Raw genomic sequence first — 16,451 nt, forward strand, 5'->3', positions numbered from 1 at the left:
CCCTGTTCCAGGTTCTCTCGCTATCGGACTTTTAAGCCGAAGCCATAATCTGGTTTATCTTCGTCGGGTCGCCCCACACCCCAGGCGAGTCATAAGGTCGGTCGGGGAAGGCTCCGTAGTCCAAAGTGATGTCCAGGTGATTTTCCAAAATGTAGGCCTCGACTCGTTCTGCCAACGACATTGGCTTGCCGCTGCACACGTTGATAATCCCCGTTACAGCCGTTTGCGTTGAAGCCGCCGCGATCTGTTCGCCCAGTTCATCAACCGAAATGAAGTCATAGAGGTTCTTTCCCATGGTGAAAGGGAAATGTTTTTGGCCGTCGCGTGAGGCTTTCAGCAGTTTGGAAAAGATTGAGTTTCCGTGCAGGTCATCACCGGTGATGTAGTAGGCGCGCAACCACAAGACCGTGGCATCATGTTGTTTAGCGCTCATGAAGGTGAACTGACGCAACGCGTTCTTTGCGATACCGTAGTTCGATTCCGGGTTGCACGCACAGTTTTCGTCAATAGCGCCCTCCCAATAGCCAACTTCGTGCATAGTTCCCATGGTGGCAAACGTTTTCAACCCGCCTTTAAACAGGTTCTCGGTGAAATGCATATGGGCAGCCAAATCATCAATATGAGCCGGAGAGTTATGCTTGAAACCATCGCGCCACGCCATATGCAACACGACTTCGGGACGTTCCAACTCATCATAGATAGTTTCGCTGCCGGAAAAAATATCGACATCCAGAATCTTGGCTCGCGGGTCGATACCGTCGGTGCGCCGATCGACCACGGAGACCTGGTGGCCTTGGTCAAGCAGTGACGAAACAACGTGGCGACCAATGTATCCGCCCGCCCCGGTAACCAAAATTTTCTTACGCATAATGTTGATAATACCAGCCTCTCAGTTAGGGAAAACTTACCTTAAGATTTGTCTCGCTGCCAGGTCTGATCGACCCAGGTCGTCAGTTTCTGCAGGCCTTGTTCCAGACCAATTTGAGCCTGGAATCCCAAGGCTTCAGCTGCCCCCGAGGGATCCGCCCAGGCGTGGCGCACGTCACCATGACGCCACTGACCGGTCACCTCAGGCTCAGGGGCACCATAAATGCGCGCGATTATCCGCGCGGCCTCAGCGATGGTCGTGTACACTCCCGAACCAATATCGACCGGGAAACGGGGTGGGGTTTTCGTTTCCAAAGCCAACAGGCAGGCTCGAGCCACATCGTCAATAATCACGAAGTCTCGACGTACCTGACCGTCTTCGTAAAGAGGAATAACCCGGCCTTCCCGAGCCAGTCGAGAGAAAATCGACATGATGCCGGTGTAGGGGTTACCGGGAGTTTGACCGGGACCATAAACGTTTTGCAGACGCAAAATCACGATTTCACATCCAAAAGCATCCCCCCACAGAGTCAGCAGGTCTTCTTGGGCGCACTTGGTGATTCCGTAAACTGATTCAGGATGAACCGTAATGCGGCGCGCATCCTGTGCGACCGGCTGGGCACCAGGAAAATCCCACTGCCCCGACCCCAGCATCGCCGCGGTTCTCATTCCGGGGTAAAACAGTTCCCCAGCCTGCGGGCCTTCCTCTCGAAGCCACGCACCCTCACCGTAGACCGCTCTGGAGGAACACAAGAGAATCCGGCGCGGGATGGCCTGGTGGGACTGGAGTTGATCCAACATAAGGGAGGTTCCCACCACGTTCACCATCGTGTGACGGGTGGATTCCCGTAGGGACTGGCCGGTACCGGTTTCCGCCGCCAGGTGCACCACAACTTCGGGTTTTCCCTGTGAAAGCGCGGTTTCCCACGTATCAGCTGCAGTCACATCGCCGATTAGCAGCTCGACACGGGAATCGAAACCAGCCGCGGGCTGGCCCTCCGGGTGAACTTGAGCCAGAAGGTTGTCGATGGCGATGACCTTGTCGAAACGCTCCACCAGCGACGTAGATAGAGCCGACCCGATAAATCCAGCTCCTCCAGTCACCCAAGCAATTCTTGGCTCCGTCATTGTTACTCCGTATTCCCCCAAAACCTTTGTTGCGATACTGTGACTATCTTATCCGTTACCGCAGAGGCGAAAAAACGACAGTTTAACCCACCTGCCAGTATCGGGGAAATCGGCGCCACAAGTAATGGGAGGATTTTCCAAGGAATACGGTAGGATATGGAAAGCTCAAGAAACGTGGAGGAAGATTGCCAGCCGTTGCCATCGTGACCCGGACTCACAACCGGGAACTGCTTTTGAAACGAGCCATTGCTAGTGTCGGCGCCCAGACTTTCACAGATTATGTCCACATTATTGTCAATGACCGCGGCGACCCAGGCGCAATTCAGACCCTCCTAGAGACCGTTCCCGCCCAGCAGCGTGAACGCAGCGAAGTTATTACCTTGGGTCCCGGGGACGTAACCGGGCGCGAAGGCGTGGTTAATCCCGGGTTTGCCCGCGCGCAACAGCTGCAGGCCACTTACACGGTCGTTTTGGACGATGATGATTCCTGGCAGCCAGAGTTCCTGGAAACAACCGTGGGTGAACTGCAACAGCACCCCGCAGCGGTCGCGGCAGCCACCCAAAGCAACGTGATTTATGAGACTGTTGATGTGGAAAATCACACCGTTACCGAAGTCTCACGAGAACTGTTGGCCGCGGACAAAACTGCGCTGAACTTGGAAGATACTCTGATTGAAAACTTTGTACCCCCGGTAGCTTTGCTGTTTCGCACCGAAACACTCCAAACTCTGCAGGGATGGGATTCCACTCTGCCGGTTTTGGCGGACTGGGATTTTACCCTTCGGCTGCTGCTGCTCGGCGAAGTGCGCTACTTAGCACAACCCCTGGCAAACTGGCATCACCGCCAAAACCTGAGCGGAGATTTAGGCAACTCAATTGTGGTGGCCGCTCGTGAACACCATGATTTTCACGCCATTATTCGCAATAGCTACCTCCGCCAAGCGAACCGAGCCAATCCAGCAACATTGGGATTGGCTCTGCTGATGGCTCACTATCAAGATGAGCTGCGGCGTGAGCAACGTGAGATTGAGGCCGCTCAGGCACAGCACCTCGAAACGGTGAAAGACGCCCAAATTCAGTTATTGGAAAGCCAAATGGCACAATATCGAGGTTTACAGGCGGAAACCAACCAAATTCTGTCCGATCAGATTAACGAAGCAACCGAGCTGTTGAAAGCCCTGCATCAGCGCCTCGACAACCGTAGTATCAAGACCTGGATTGCCCGACTGTTTGGCCATCATCGCGGCTCTGCCCACCCCTCTGCGGAGCCAAACGCGCAAGCCGGCTCTTCCGACAAAGACAAAGCATAGCTAATGAAGAAACAACCCGATTCCGAAACCGGAGAGAACCCGAATTCCTGGAAGCACACCGTGGCTCTAACCATGGTGTTAGCCAAACGTGTCGTCAGCTCGGAATATAAAGGCACCCTGTTGGGTCGACTGTGGTCGCTGATTAACCCGTTGGCCACCATCGCGGTTTTCGCCGTGATTTTCGGGCTGGTTTTCCGCGGCGGAGTCGAACCGGGACGCAATTCCGGGATTGATTCCTTCGCTCTGTGGATCGGCATCGGAGTTTTGTGTTGGGGATACCTGGTGGGCGTAGTGAACGACGGCATGGGGGCTTTGGTCGGTAACTCAGGATTGCTGACCAAAGTGTATTTTCCGCGTTACGTGCTGGTACTTTCCGCAGCCCTGGCTCGCACTTTCGATTTTCTCTTTGAACTGAGTGTGTTGGTGATTATCACCGCCCTGATAGGGGGGCCACAAGTCTTGATGTACCTCCCCTTGCTGCTGCTGATCGTAGTGATTACCGGGCTTTTCAGCTTTGGTTTGGCCCTGTTTTTGGCTATCGCCACCGTTTACTTTCGGGACATCGTTCATCTGTGGAGCATCCTCGCACAAGTGTGGATGTATGCTTCCGGAGTCGTGTTCCCGCTCACGATGTTGGTGGCCGCCCAGGAGCATCTGTTTGAGATGGGTTGGGGCTGGCAGGGTAAACCCTTGCCTTTGGACGTGGTGTTCCGTCTCAACCCCGCCGAGCTTATCTTGGAAGCCTTCCGCTCGGTTCTCTACGACTACGCTTTGCCCGGACCGGAAGTGTGGGGAGGCATCCTGGCCTGGACTGCTTTTAATCTCCTGATAGGGATACTGGTTTACCGTCGTTTCTCACCGAGAATCGTGGAGGAACTCTAATGTCACAACGCGACAGTTTTTCTCACGCAACAGTCTCTACGGGCGATTCCCCACGTCCTCCCGCCATCACGGTCGAACACTTGTCCAAGACTTTTCGGATTTACCACGAGCATGAACAATCCTTGAAACGTCGCCTCTTGAAAGGCAAGAAAGAACGCTATGAACTGTTCCATGCCCTGGATGACATCAATTTAGAGATCCCCGAAGGGAAAACTTTCGGCCTGTTAGGTCAAAACGGTTCGGGTAAATCTACTCTGCTGAAATGCATCGCCCGGATTTTGAGCCCTGACTCCGGCACGGTTACCACCCGCGGCCGTGTCGCTGCCATGCTGGAAGTTGGTTCCGGTTTTCACCCCGATTTGACCGGACGGGAAAATATTTTCCTCAACGGATCCATCTTGGGCATGTCCAAAGCCGAGATTGAACGCAAACTGGACGCGATTGTGGAATTTTCCGGGGTGGAAAAGTTTATTGATCAACCGGTGAAAAGCTATTCTTCCGGAATGTATGTGCGCCTAGGATTTTCCGTAGCCATCCATGTGGAGCCTGAAATCTTGCTGGTGGATGAAATCCTGGCGGTCGGCGACTTGGAGTTCCAAGAAAAATGTATGGCAAAGTTTGCCCAGTTCCGTTCCGAAGGCCGCACCGTGGTTGTGGTCAGCCACGGTCTGGAACAAATGCGGACTTTCTGCGATGAGGCGGCTTGGCTGGATCACGGGAAACTGGTGGCTGTTGGGGGAGCCTCAGAGATTGTCGACCGCTATTCCAATATGGCCCACGGTGCGAGACGGGTCGAGCAGGGAGGCGGAACCCGGTTCGGCAGCGGTCAGGTCGAAGTCACCAAGATGGAATGGTTGGGGCCAGAGGGGGCAAAAAAGGTTCACACCGGTGACCCAGTGACTATCCGACTGACCTATGAAGCCAAAGAACGCATCGAGAAACCCATTTTTGGCGTATCGGTGGACACTCGCGAAGGCTTCTGGGTGTGGGGATACCATGCCCTGGACGCCGGATACGTACCGGAATACATCGACCCAGGCAGCGGGACTATTGAAGTCAAGATTCCTCGGCTGCCGCTGCGTCCGGGAACTTATTTCCTCTCTTGCTCTATTCAAAACATTGATTCGTCGGTCATGTACGATGCCTGGCAGAAAGGTTTGGCCTTCGATGTCTTGCCTTGGGCAGGAATGGAATCTGCCGGGGTAGTCACCTTTAACTCGACTTTCACCAACCTGACCCCCCCGGTTCCGATGGTGGAATTACCCGCCCGAGACGCAGCCTATTGGGAAGCGTTAACCGATCCGGATATGTTCAACGCAGATGATGCCGGTCAGGCCTGAGAGCTGGCATAATAGCGCAAAAATGACAATCCCTAATTCTCGTGTACGGGGCATGCCTATAATGAATAGTAGAGCATTTGGATTTAGCGATTGAAGGATCTCCATGATTTCTACCCAGAAACGGTTTTATTTACGCGTCATCGCAGGATTATTTGCGTTTGCCATGGCTTTGACTGGGGTGACTGCCTGGCAGGCTCCCCTGGCTCACGCCTCCACTACCAGCTACTGGACTGCAGCCAGTAACGGTTGGAGTGCCCGCATCCAAGACCACAATGCGCAAGTGAACCTAGCAGGAAAATCTCAGGACGGGCTGTGGAGTGGGGCACAAGCCACCACTGCCTACCAGATGTCCCGCCGTGGCACCCTGAATCTGCAGCTGGTAGGGAATAATGGGCAAAACTGCCAGCCAGGTATGTGTACGTACGGCACCGGAGATCATAAGGCAGTGCTCCAGATGATGTTTGACGGGGCAAATTGGTACGAAATTGGAATTTTGAGTGAAGGCTACGTAACCTACGGGCCGCAAATCATCGTGCGCGGTATGAACCGGGGACAAATGTTCCAAGGTATCTATCCCCTGGTTGACTATAATCAGCAACTCAACAACGCCTCCATTATTCAAAAGATGCAAAATGGCACAGCGGTGGACATAGACCAACAGCATTACGTTCGGGACTACCGTCACATCATCAAAGCTCAGTGGAGTTCTAAGTCAATCCTGTTTATCGTGGACAATACCCGCCGCTATGGACCCTACTATTTCAGCGGTTCTATGAATGGCCCGGCCGCAACCATGATGGCTGCCGGCAAGAATCCTGGCGACAGCGCCAATGTGACCTTCACTAACATCAACTTTTCCGGCATCAATAAAGGCACCCAGGTGTTTATCCCCGAAGGTAAGCCCTATGCTTCCATCAGCGCAAACCTGATGAATAACGGTGCCGGGCGAGGCTTCAATGCCTACATTCGACTGCACGATGAGTACGGGTCGGCGGCAGCAGCTGGGATACAAACCGACCGCGGAGCTCCGGAAACTGGTGGAAATCCCTGGATTTTCTTGGGTCGGATGGAGGACGGCATTTTCGACTATGACTATGTGAAGCCCTCCGACTGGTCCTGGCATAACTTCCGAATTGAATGGTGGGCTAACTCTGGTTGGGCAGTAGTGTGGTATGACGGTCGTCCCATAGCGAATCTGAAAGTCAACTTCCGTGGTCGGCTCTATGCCTCGGTGGAAGGCGATGGCGCTAATAACGGCGACTACGTTCATGCCTTCTTTAGTAACGTGGAAACTCAGGCAGGCAATGCCTCGGTGGGCGATTGCGGATTCTACCCGGAATGGACTCCCACTGAAACCTATGGTTTGCACGCAAAACGTACCGCTAATCGCGACTTTGAAGTTGAGGGTATCGTAGGAGGAGTACCGGCCGGCAGAGACTGGGATACGACTTTGATTGCCGGTTCAATGATTACTTGGCAGTTCCTTCCCGAAAACGGACAGGGCAACAACGGGGGCTGTATGACCAATTCTTGGTCTACCGATCCAGCTCATCGGATATAGTCCTGATACCGATTTGTTTCAATAGGAGCCCCGGCTCAAGCTGGGGCTCCTACTCTTTTAATCCGTTTCGCTGAGCCCTGCTTTGCTCTCTAGTTTGGGGGCAGTTTGCCCTAAGTACACTCAAGCGCTGCGCGTAACGTTGCGGGCAGAGGCGTTAATTTCCGCAGGCCTCGATTTTATACACCGTGGCTTCGCCGAGCTGCGCGACCGGGGTGAAACCTCTGGTCACTTCCACGTTGTGCAGGCCCGGATAGGTAAAGTCGCGGTCGGAAACTCCGGTAGCATCGGCGTAGTAGTGGGTGATTCGTTCTTGCCGGATAATGGCGCAGACCTTGGGGTTCGTACCGATTTCACGGAAGTGGTCGGCCAAGTACTTGCGGTTTTCGTCAAAGGCCGACCCGGACAGCTGCAGGTAATAGGTCGGGATGCCCGTGGTGGCGTACAGGAGGCCTTCCCCAGCGGAGGGGTCGCCGATGACCAGGGAGTTTCGCGGCAGCCGGAGGCTAGACATGGCTGCGAATTCTTCGCTCGACACCCACGGGGCATGGAACTGGGAACCGGGCACAAAGGCGATGGTGGCCAGCGTCACGCGGTCGGGATAGCATCGTGGCACCACCGGAGCGGCCACCAGCCCGGTGAGCAGAACCACGGCGAGGGAGGCGACCCCGACACGCGCCGCGGAACCTCGTGACGGCAAAACTCGTGACGTCACCGCGCGGGACAGAAACACCGCGAGTTCCCCTACCGCTCCCGCCGCAAAAACTGGCAGGAACACGGCAATCCCGGACCCGATACGGTCATAAGCCCCGTACCACAGGCCGGTGAGGATGCTGAGCGGCCCCAGCGGCACTTTTGTGGCCGCCACCAGGACCAATATCCCGGCAATAATCGTGACCATACGCAGGTCACGACGTTTTGCGGTGTACCAAGCCAGGCCCAACAGGCTGAACAAACCCAAGGGAAGCGGCAGCCACCAGGGGTTTTGGTAGATTTGGCTCAGGCCGAGCATGGCCGCCAGCGCCCGCAAGATTTCCAGGTTGTCCCCAGCCTGGGTGGCACGCGCCCCGATTCCCAGCCGAGTCAGGCCGAAGGGCACCACCAGCCCTCCCGCCAGGGCCGCTAAGACTACCCCCAACCACCACCATGGCTTGAGCTGGCGTTTCACGACCGCATTCAGCAGGCAGGCGAATACGGCCAGACAGAGGAAACCGAAAATAGAGGGGTGGGCGTGGATGGCGGCGAAAACCACCAAAGCGCCCAGTACGGTCTTGGGAAAAAACCGTCCCCAGAGCCGGGAAAAGGTGACGTCCGGGGTCACGCCCGCATGCCAGCTCACTAAAGTATCCGCCGACCTGAGGATGACCCACAGAGCCAGAGGCCACCACATGACCCCCAAGACGTAAGGATAAAGGGATTGCAAAACCCCCAGATAGTAAGGAAAGACCAGGGGCCAGAGGCTCAGCAGGACCGCCAGGGGAACGCCGGGGTGACGCTGACCAAAGGCATATTGGGCCAGCAGGGCGACTCCGAGCGGCCACACGGTGAGGGTGAGGGTCATCAGCAGGGCGTTGGACAGGAGCGTGGGTGTGGCGTAGGGGACGAATAGGCCCAATAGCGCTGCCCACTGGGCCGGATAGTACACACCCTGGCGGCCGGGATACAGCGAGTCCAGAGCCCCTGTCCAGGCGGCGCTGCCGTCATCGGCCACCACCCGCACCGAGGAGTAGTGGAACATCGCGTCGAAAGATTGGGAGGGGGACGCCGGTATCGGCAGGGTTTGCACAAACGGTAGCAGCTGGATGATCCCGGCCGCCACCAAGGCCAGGAACAGCGAAATCACGAACCAGACCCGCGGCACAGAGACTTCGGGGGCTACCGGATGCGCCGGTATCTCTGCAGTCACGGTGTGGCCTCCCCGCGGCTGGTGTCTCAGGGAATACACCCGTTGGGAGCAGACTGCAGCGACCAGAAACACCAGGAAAGGCCCGACCACCTGCAAGTTCCACGGAATGTGCAGCCAGGCCAAGACCTGACCGAAAACGGCCAGGACTCCGGCGGTAATCGGGGCGCCCAGAGCGAGAGCGGGCAAAAGCCGGAAACGCGCGGCCACGGCCAGCACAAAACCGGGAAGAATCAGGAAAACCGCCAGAACGGCTATACACAGCAGGAACGCGGTCATCGCGCCGGTCCCGATTGTGGCGCAGGAGACTCACCTGACACGGAGGGCGCGGCGGTCATCGGGGCGGGCATTCGGCCCCAGCCGGCACGCAGCGCCCGCAGGATTGTCGCGGCGCGCTGGGCCAGGTCATGGGTCAGCCGCGGGGCAAACACCAGGTTGAAGGCCACGAATTTGACCAGCCACACCGCGTATCCCAGCCGCCAAGTCACAGGTATCGGGGCGATGCCACGAATCAGCCAGCAAGTGTTGCGCACCAGGTAGAACACCCGGAACGGCGAGTGAACATGTACGACTTGGGCGCGACCCGGGATTTTCACGACATCGTCGCCGAGCTGGTGGTCAATAGTCGCCCCGGTCACCAGAACGGTACCGCGGCCGGCCGCGTTGGCTCGGGCGGACCATTCCAAATCCACGTGGTCAATGAACATGTCCGCGTTCATTGGTCCCACGGCTTGCCAGGTTTCCACTGGGACGTACAGCCCGGAGGCAATGAGGAAAGCCGCGGGCAGTAGGCCCCCGCCAGAGAGATCCGCGGACGCCTCGCGCAAGGCCTCGTCCGGGTAGCGGCGCGGCCCGAAGCGGGTGAAGCGGTAGGCCAGTACGTCTCGTTTGCTCGCATCGGTTTCGCGTTGGTCAAAAGCCAGGCCGCCCAGCGCCCCGATGTTGCCAACCACACGCCCGTAAGCCTCTTCGATTTGTGCCACGTAGTCGCTGGCAAACACCGAGTCGTGGTCAAAGAACAACAGCGCGGTCGCACCGTGACGGATAGCATGGCGGGCGCCGAGGTTTTGGGCCGCCGCTATGCCGAGATTGCGCCCGAGTTCCAACACCACTACCCCGCGTTTGGTCCAAGACTGCCAGTATTCGTGCAGTTCCACAGAGGGTTTCGGGGTGTTGTCGACTATCAACACCTGTTGAACCTGGGTTTGCAGCGAGGCGATGACCGCATCGAGCCGAGCCATATCGGGGGCATACGCCACCCCGATTGCCCACACCTGTTTTTGTGCTGTATCTACCATCCCTGACAGTTTAACGCATCACAACAAACGACATTGAGTAGCGGACACAAAGCCGGTCAACCAGGAAACAAAACATGACCCCCCTCAGGCGCAGCGGCACAAAACGCCACCACAATAACGGTTCCCTTGTGACAGCAAACAAACAACAAACTAAGCGGGAACGAACCAGTTAGAATGAAAACCGACTCGACCCCCACTCCTGCAAACGTTGACGGTCTATTTTTGAGAGGTGTTTGCCATGAAAAAGCTAAGTGGCTCCGTCTTGGCGCTATTGTGCCTTTTAGCGCTGGGTTCCTGCGCGAATCAGTCCGAACACTCCACTGCCAGCAAGACACCGGGACAGTCCGCCGCCACACCTACCACCACTGCACCTGACATCGCTACCCCGCCACCCGTAATCCCCACTCCTACCGAATCGGGAAATTGGAAAGCGAACCTGCCCACCGACGACTATGGCGAATATCTGCTCTCTAGGGTTTCAGCAGACAGAGTTATTGACGAGGAGGACGTTGACGGTACAGACTGGGTTTGGAACCACCTGGCTCAATATGACGGTAAGCACAAAATACTGGCCGCCGCCTACGTAACCGGATTCGACCCCGACAAAAAACCCGAGGTCAAACTGTATGAGGGTTCCCTCACGACTTTAGGAAAAGACCTGGCCAAAGCCGATGAACCACAGGTTCTCGCCCCCGGGGAAGGTTGCCTACTGTACTACGAGGGACACCCACAAGTGTGGATTCTCACCGATGACGGGTCAATCTATCAAGTGCGCTGGCCTCGGGATCGCTGCGAGCACAACATGGAAATGGATACCAAGTATCCCTTCATCTCCTCAAAAATACTCGGATAGGGTTAGCGACCCAAAGACGCCACGTAATCCAAGGTCGCCTGATAGTCCGGCAGCAAGCCCTGTTCACGAGCCTCGGCCAGGCTCGGCGCGGCCGTGTCCTTTTCCGAAAGAATGACTTGCAGCGGCCTGCCGGCCAAGTCACGATCCGGCCACTTTAGCGCCACTTCTGGGTCGACCGGGGAAACCCCGTGTTCGCGTCCCGGATTGTAGCCCGCGGAGCACAGGTAAACCACGGTGGAGTTGTCCTCCAGCGCTACAAAACAATGCCCCAAGCCCTCCGACAGGTAGATGGCCCGGCGATGTTCGCCCTCCAGCAACACCGAATCCCACTGGCCAAAGGTGGGGGACCCCACGCGAATATCGACCGCGAAATCCAACACGGCACCACTCGGACACATCACGTACTTAGCCTGGCTGGGCGGCACTTCCGCGAAATGAATCCCGCGCACCACCCCGGCTTTTGAAATGGAGCAGTTCGCCTGGACCAGGCCCAGCGGATGACCCACTACCCCGGCAAACTCGTCCATCTTGTACATTTCCATGAACGCCCCGCGTTCATCGGGGAACTGTTTGGGGGTAATCTCCCAAGCGCCGGCAATTTTTAGTTCGCGGTATTCCATCGTGTCTTCTTTCCCTAGTCCGTAGCTGTTTCAGCCATCAATAGTTTAGTGGGTTTTTTTCATATGCAGAGCGACCCCGGCCGGTCAGCTGGCAAACCCGCTGGCCGCCATGGTTTCGGCGTAGACCTCGTCGTATTCCGCGGCAATGGCGGACGGCGAGTAGCGATCCCCCACCGTTTCGGCGACTTCGCGGGGCTCCATCGCGGCGGTAGCGGCCTGCAGTTCCTGACACGCCTGAGCCCAAAACTTCGAGTTCTTTTCCGTCACGATGCGCACGACCCGCTCGGTATCGGCGCCAATCCACTGCAAATCGCGGGCACCTTCACCCAGCACCAGGGGACGTCCCGCCAGCAGAGCCTGGAGGGCCGGCACGTAAAAGTTTTCCTCCTTGGTGGGACCGATGAACAAATCCGCAGCATTGAGGGCTTCCATCACTCCGACCTCGTTGGTGGAGACAAAACGCACGTATTCCTCCAGCTTCAGGTCTTTAATCTTTTCCTGACTCCGAATCTTCGCGACCCCTTCACCGACCCAGGTTAGGGTGGCGTCCACCCCGGCAGCGCGCAGCGTTTTCACCGTGCGAATCGCTACTTCCGGCTGATGCTTCGCGTTGACTGCACCGACCGAAACTAAGCGGAGCTGACCCGCCTCGCGCGGGCGAGGGGCGAACTCACTGTCAGCGGGAACCGCGCTTTGCGTTCCCTCTAGCTGCGGCACCGCAGGGTACAGCGGGGAAGGCACTATGTAGGGCACGGCGGCGGTATAGGACGAGAAACGCCGGGAGGCAATGTCCTCGAGCATTTTCACCGCCGGGGCGGTGAGGCCGTCGGGACGCAGCAGGATTTCCTCTACCGGCAAGACTTCCTGCGGCCAGTCCATCGGGCTGGTCAGCTGCCACGGCTCGGTGTGCACCCAAGCACAAGCCAGCTGTTCATCCTCGCGTTCCGGCAGCCCAAACGGAATTAGGGAGCGTTGATTCATCGTGTGAATAATGTCAAAACCGGGAGCTAGGGCGTACACAATCTGAGCGGCACGTTCGAAATCCTCCGGAGCGCGCATCGCATTGGGAAAACCCCGCACATCCACGTTGGCGTCCACATAGTGGTTTTCCTCACTACCAGCCGCTTCGGAACGCAAATGCACCACCGTCACCTCGTGATTCATCCCGATAGCCTGGGCATTCATGCGCACGAACACCCCGGTATTGGGAGATTCAATCGTGGGATATTCAGTAGTAACAACGGCAACCTTCATAGTGTCCATTATGTCTCAATAGTGCGGTTGGGTTGCCGGTTCTGGTCTACTGACTGGTATTGACTGCACAAGGGCGGTGCGAAGCCTATCAGCGCACGTGTCCGGGGCAGGTGTCGTAGTTGACGCGGTACAGGCGCTGTCCGGTGAACTCATAGTCCCCCGTAGCCACCACGTTTTCCGCGATTTTTTGAAGCATAGGTTGGGGCGGACGAAACTTTACATTCGGTTCTTTCCACATCCAGATGTAGGTGCCGTAACGAGAGCCGGCGGCGAGAGTGTCGTTATCCGAGTAATAGTGCGTGACCCCTTGTGCTTTTAGATAGTCACAAGTTTCGGGGGAAATCTGTCCGTCGTAGAGGTCTTTTGTGACTTCCAGGGCCTGCCCGGTGGGGTAGTTCATGGCGGGACGCACCACATGGACTCCGCCCAAAATCCACCAAAACGGGGTGCCAATCTGCGGAGCGCCCCAGATGACGGCGTTGCGCGGCAAAGTCGGGGCCACCCGCTCGATGAACGCCTGTTCGGAGGCAGTGACCATCGTGCCCCGGACGATAACCGCCGGATCGTAGGAACCGTCGATAACCGCGACGCGTCCCCCCAAGGTACCTCCGCACCCGCCGACCAGCACCACCGCAGCTAGTGCCCAGGAAAACTGCCGATAGGCCCGCGGGCGCGCCGCCCAGCGGGGATGGGCGGCGAAGCGTTCCAGGCCGCGCGACAGGGCTAGTGACCCTAGAGGATAGGCACACATCAACACCAGCGGGGCAATCCGACCGGACTGCAGATACCACGGTGCCGTGAGGAAGTAACCCGGCCACACCGGCCCGGCCGCCAGCAGGAAAAACACCGCGCTCATGACCAGCCCGCCGACCAGCCACAACAGTCGGCGCTGGCGTACCAACCACACGCTAGCCACCATCGCTGCCACGGTATAAATCGCGCCACCCAGCCCGAAACCCATAAAGAACGGGCCTTTCGGGTAATCCACCAACAGCCGCCAGGTCATGTCCCAAGTGTGGTTGTACGGGTTGGCGAATTTAGACATGGAGACCAGGCGCGGCACCATCACCAGCCAAAATCCGACCCCCAACACCGCCACAACCATCAGCGGTACGAACAGTTTCACCCCTTGTGACGCATTCCAACCCCGCCACCAGCGCCATCCCAGCACCAGCACCGGCAGGGACATTAGAAGCACCAGGTTGAACACCGACGCCGGATGGGTGCAGCCCAGACCGGCCAGTCCCACCAGCCAACCCAGGCTCACCCACGGGGTGAGCTGGGAGGACAGCAGGCTGTGGCGGAGGTTTCCGCGGACTTTTTGCCCGAAGCGCCATGCCACGCGACCGGGAGACGGCACGTCACCGGGTATTTCCAGGGACGTCCCGGCAGTCTCGTGGCGAGGATACTTCACCGGGGCGGGGCGCAGTCGATAGATGGCGACGGCGAAAATCACCATGCCGGGGGTCGCTAGGAGCGAGAAGGTGTAGGGCGGGGTGGCCAAGTTCGCCACGTAGTTGGCGGTGAAAGTGGAGCTGGTGGCCGCGCCCAAGGCGGTCAAAGCCGCGATGGTGCGGCTCGCGTCACCCGCGCCTTTCCACGCAGTCAGGGCCAACAGGGCGAACAGCCCCAGCAGGGCGGGCCACAGCACCAGAACGGCCGTCATAGCTCCCGCGTAAGACTGCAACGGAGAGCCGGGCAGCAGTGCCACCAAGTTGTGAAAGATATTGGGATAATAGGCTCCGACCCCTTCGTTCATGGGAGCCAACGTGACCCAGGGGCTGGCGGAAGCGAACTCGCGCGTGTAACGAATCCCGGACAGATGAAACACCACGTCCCAGGTTTGGGGCACCCGCGTCGCCAAACGGGTCGCCACCAGGTAGGGCAACGCCGACAGCACCGCGCAGCCGGTGAAAACTGCCCACAACCCCCCAGAAACGCCGGTTGAGGGAACCCGGGGCCACACCGCTCGTGACCCCGAACGCAGGGTCCACAGCCGACCCACCACGAAAGGCAGAGAGATGAGCACCAGCAACGGCAACGCCAGCCACGCCCGCCACGGCAGGTGTAGCCCGATGGCAATCCAAGTCGCTCCGGCCCACACTCCCAAGCTCACTGCCGGAGCCGCCACGACGCGCAAAGCCCCGTGAATCCCCAGACCCCACAGCACCGTCAGCCCCGGCACCAGCAGGTAGACCAGGGCTACCAGCGTCGCGCCGGCCAGTATAAAAACGTTAGTCACCGTGGATGGTTCCTTTCGAGCCGGCGGTCGGTGGGTTTTGCAGGAAAGCATCGAGAATTTCGTCAATGACTTTTGACTGGGATTCAAAAGACAATGGGTCAGCGGCGGTGGCGGCAGCTTGTTTGTAGCTGGTGATTGCTTGGGGGGTCAGACTTTGCAGGGCAGCCACAATGCTGGGCACACTGAAATCCTCAGAAACCACCCCGAGCCCGTAATCATTGACCACGTTGACCATTTCGACCGTTGGCCCGATTGCTACCGCCAGCCGGGCTTGGACAAAGTCGAAAAGTTTATTCGGTAAGGTCAAGCGGGCGTTCGTATGCGTGGGGGGAATCCAAAAAACGCCTACGTCATATGCGTTGAGGGTGGCCGGCAGTTCAAAGGGTTTCACCGGATCGTGGAAGCGAATCCGCGGGTTTCCCCCTGCGACTTCGCGAAGTTTTGCCAGGTAAGCGCCCCCGTCCCCAGCGGGAACCAGGTACAAATCTAGGGTGAAAAGCGAACCGGCTTGAATGGTGGCCTCAATCATGGCTTCGATGTTGCGCCCGAATACCGCCCCGCCGGAATGCACCAAGCGGATGATGCCGTCAGGGGCTACGGACGTGGGCTGCAAATCTGCGTAAGGTGCTGCGTTCATCAACAGGCGGGGTCGGACTCCGTACTGACTCTCATAAAGTTTGGCGATTTCTGTTCCGACCGTGGTGGCAGCAGCGGTGTGGGGCAAATATTTCCGGCAAATGTGCTCCATCAGGGGTTTGACCAAGATTCGCCACGAGGCAATATGGGTGCGTTCCCCCGGAGCCCATTCGTGGAGGTCAGACCACACTGGAGCCTGATTGCGCCGGGCGATTGTGAAAGCTAGGGGCAGGGCTCTAGCGTCGTTGGCGACGATGGCGTCAAAAGTCCGGTCCGCTAAAGCCCGCAACGCGTACCGGTTCCCCGGCGCCGCCAGTTCCGCTTGGTTGTGCAGGTGCAGAGCCAGTTGCATGACTCCCAAGGGGGTTTGCGGCAAAGATTTCGCCGAGTCGGGCACTTGGATATGTTCGCTCACATAGTCTGGCTTTGGCCCGTAGCCCAAGCTGGTGACGTGACCATGTTTGGCAACCACGCTAATCTCGCGCAGCACTCGCGCGTCACCTTCAATGTTTGAGAAAGAAATCACCAGGATTCTGGGGTCATTGGGCATGGTCACATCA

13 protein-coding genes are annotated in these 16,451 nt (G+C 57.8%); 5 read left to right on the forward strand and 8 right to left on the reverse strand.

Annotation, left to right across the window (positions count from 1 at the left end):
* Positions 1-31: 31 nt before the first annotated feature.
* Positions 32-868: an NAD(P)-dependent oxidoreductase gene (locus RQ935_RS02270; RefSeq protein WP_311497033.1), complete on the reverse strand. Its 837-nt coding sequence runs from the start codon at positions 866-868 to the stop codon at positions 32-34.
* Positions 869-909: 41 nt separating this feature from the next.
* A complete protein-coding gene (locus RQ935_RS02275; protein WP_311497034.1) occupies positions 910-1,971 on the reverse strand; it encodes an NAD-dependent epimerase/dehydratase family protein in 1,062 nt (353 codons plus the stop codon).
* A 209-nt stretch (positions 1,972-2,180) separates the two neighbouring features.
* Between RQ935_RS02275 and RQ935_RS02280 the strand changes: the two genes are divergently transcribed.
* The 4 genes from RQ935_RS02280 to RQ935_RS02295 all read left to right on the forward strand — a co-directional run bounded on the left by RQ935_RS02280 (position 2,181) and on the right by RQ935_RS02295 (position 7,088).
* Positions 2,181-3,305 carry a glycosyltransferase gene (locus RQ935_RS02280; protein ID WP_311497035.1) on the forward strand — a complete coding sequence of 375 codons (1,125 nt, stop codon included), beginning with the start codon at positions 2,181-2,183 and terminating at the stop codon, positions 3,303-3,305.
* Between the two features lie 3 nt (positions 3,306-3,308).
* Positions 3,309-4,187, forward strand: coding sequence for an ABC transporter permease (locus RQ935_RS02285; RefSeq protein WP_399531838.1), 879 nt, complete (start codon positions 3,309-3,311; stop codon positions 4,185-4,187).
* Positions 4,187-5,527, forward strand: coding sequence for an ABC transporter ATP-binding protein (locus RQ935_RS02290; protein ID WP_311497036.1), 1,341 nt, complete (start codon positions 4,187-4,189; stop codon positions 5,525-5,527). The genes RQ935_RS02285 and RQ935_RS02290 overlap by 1 nt, the downstream gene beginning before the upstream one ends.
* Positions 5,528-5,630: 103 nt before the next feature.
* Complete coding sequence (locus RQ935_RS02295) at positions 5,631-7,088, forward strand: hypothetical protein (RefSeq protein ID WP_311497037.1); 1,458 nt, start codon at positions 5,631-5,633, stop codon at positions 7,086-7,088.
* Positions 7,089-7,242: 154 nt separating this feature from the next.
* Here the strand turns inward: RQ935_RS02295 and RQ935_RS02300 are convergent, their stop codons facing one another.
* Together RQ935_RS02300 and RQ935_RS02305 are read right to left on the reverse strand one after the other, a co-directional pair.
* Positions 7,243-9,267, reverse strand: coding sequence for a DUF6541 family protein (locus RQ935_RS02300; RefSeq protein WP_311497038.1), 2,025 nt, complete (start codon positions 9,265-9,267; stop codon positions 7,243-7,245).
* Positions 9,264-10,286: a glycosyltransferase family 2 protein gene (locus RQ935_RS02305; protein ID WP_311497039.1), complete on the reverse strand. Its 1,023-nt coding sequence runs from the start codon at positions 10,284-10,286 to the stop codon at positions 9,264-9,266. The genes RQ935_RS02300 and RQ935_RS02305 overlap by 4 nt, the downstream gene beginning before the upstream one ends.
* A gap of 238 nt (positions 10,287-10,524) precedes the next feature.
* Here RQ935_RS02305 and RQ935_RS02310 point away from each other — a divergent pair, with 238 nt between their 5' ends.
* Positions 10,525-11,139: a hypothetical protein gene (locus RQ935_RS02310; RefSeq protein ID WP_311497040.1), complete on the forward strand. Its 615-nt coding sequence runs from the start codon at positions 10,525-10,527 to the stop codon at positions 11,137-11,139.
* A 2-nt stretch (positions 11,140-11,141) separates the two neighbouring features.
* On the opposite strand, the gene RQ935_RS02315 is transcribed toward RQ935_RS02310, so the two are convergent.
* The 4 genes from RQ935_RS02315 to RQ935_RS02330 form a co-directional block, all read right to left on the reverse strand.
* Positions 11,142-11,759 carry a dTDP-4-dehydrorhamnose 3,5-epimerase gene (locus RQ935_RS02315; protein WP_311497041.1) on the reverse strand — a complete coding sequence of 206 codons (618 nt, stop codon included), beginning with the start codon at positions 11,757-11,759 and terminating at the stop codon, positions 11,142-11,144.
* 84 nt (positions 11,760-11,843) lie between these two features.
* Positions 11,844-13,013 (reverse strand): glycosyltransferase, encoded by a 1,170-nt coding sequence (locus RQ935_RS02320; RefSeq protein WP_311497042.1) that lies wholly within the window; start codon positions 13,011-13,013, stop codon positions 11,844-11,846.
* A gap of 88 nt (positions 13,014-13,101) precedes the next feature.
* Positions 13,102-15,255, reverse strand: coding sequence for a DUF6541 family protein (locus RQ935_RS02325; RefSeq protein WP_311497043.1), 2,154 nt, complete (start codon positions 15,253-15,255; stop codon positions 13,102-13,104).
* Positions 15,248-16,441, reverse strand: a complete 1,194-nt coding sequence (locus RQ935_RS02330; protein ID WP_311497044.1) for a hypothetical protein — start codon at positions 16,439-16,441, stop codon at positions 15,248-15,250. The genes RQ935_RS02325 and RQ935_RS02330 overlap by 8 nt, the downstream gene beginning before the upstream one ends.
* Positions 16,442-16,451: the final 10 nt, after the last annotated feature.

It is taken from the genome of uncultured Mobiluncus sp. (assembly GCF_963511525.1).
In the GTDB taxonomy this organism is placed as follows: Bacteria; Actinomycetota; Actinomycetes; order Actinomycetales; family Actinomycetaceae; genus Mobiluncus.

Excerpts from the sequence above, each read along its gene's own strand:
- RQ935_RS02285 (WP_399531838.1), top strand. The coding sequence starts at position 3,309 with ATGAAGAAACAACCCGATTCCGAAACCGGAGAGAACCCGAATTCCTGG.
- RQ935_RS02330 (WP_311497044.1), bottom strand. The coding sequence starts at position 16,441 with ATGCCCAATGACCCCAGAATCCTGGTGATTTCTTTCTCAAACATTGAA.
- RQ935_RS02310 (WP_311497040.1), top strand. The coding sequence starts at position 10,525 with ATGAAAAAGCTAAGTGGCTCCGTCTTGGCGCTATTGTGCCTTTTAGCG.
- RQ935_RS02305 (WP_311497039.1), bottom strand. The coding sequence starts at position 10,286 with ATGGTAGATACAGCACAAAAACAGGTGTGGGCAATCGGGGTGGCGTAT.
- RQ935_RS02300 (WP_311497038.1), bottom strand. The coding sequence starts at position 9,267 with ATGACCGCGTTCCTGCTGTGTATAGCCGTTCTGGCGGTTTTCCTGATT.
- RQ935_RS02320 (WP_311497042.1), bottom strand. The coding sequence starts at position 13,013 with ATGAAGGTTGCCGTTGTTACTACTGAATATCCCACGATTGAATCTCCC.
- RQ935_RS02270 (WP_311497033.1), bottom strand. The coding sequence starts at position 868 with ATGCGTAAGAAAATTTTGGTTACCGGGGCGGGCGGATACATTGGTCGC.
- RQ935_RS02290 (WP_311497036.1), top strand. The coding sequence starts at position 4,187 with ATGTCACAACGCGACAGTTTTTCTCACGCAACAGTCTCTACGGGCGAT.
- RQ935_RS02295 (WP_311497037.1), top strand. The coding sequence starts at position 5,631 with ATGATTTCTACCCAGAAACGGTTTTATTTACGCGTCATCGCAGGATTA.
- RQ935_RS02315 (WP_311497041.1), bottom strand. The coding sequence starts at position 11,759 with ATGGAATACCGCGAACTAAAAATTGCCGGCGCTTGGGAGATTACCCCC.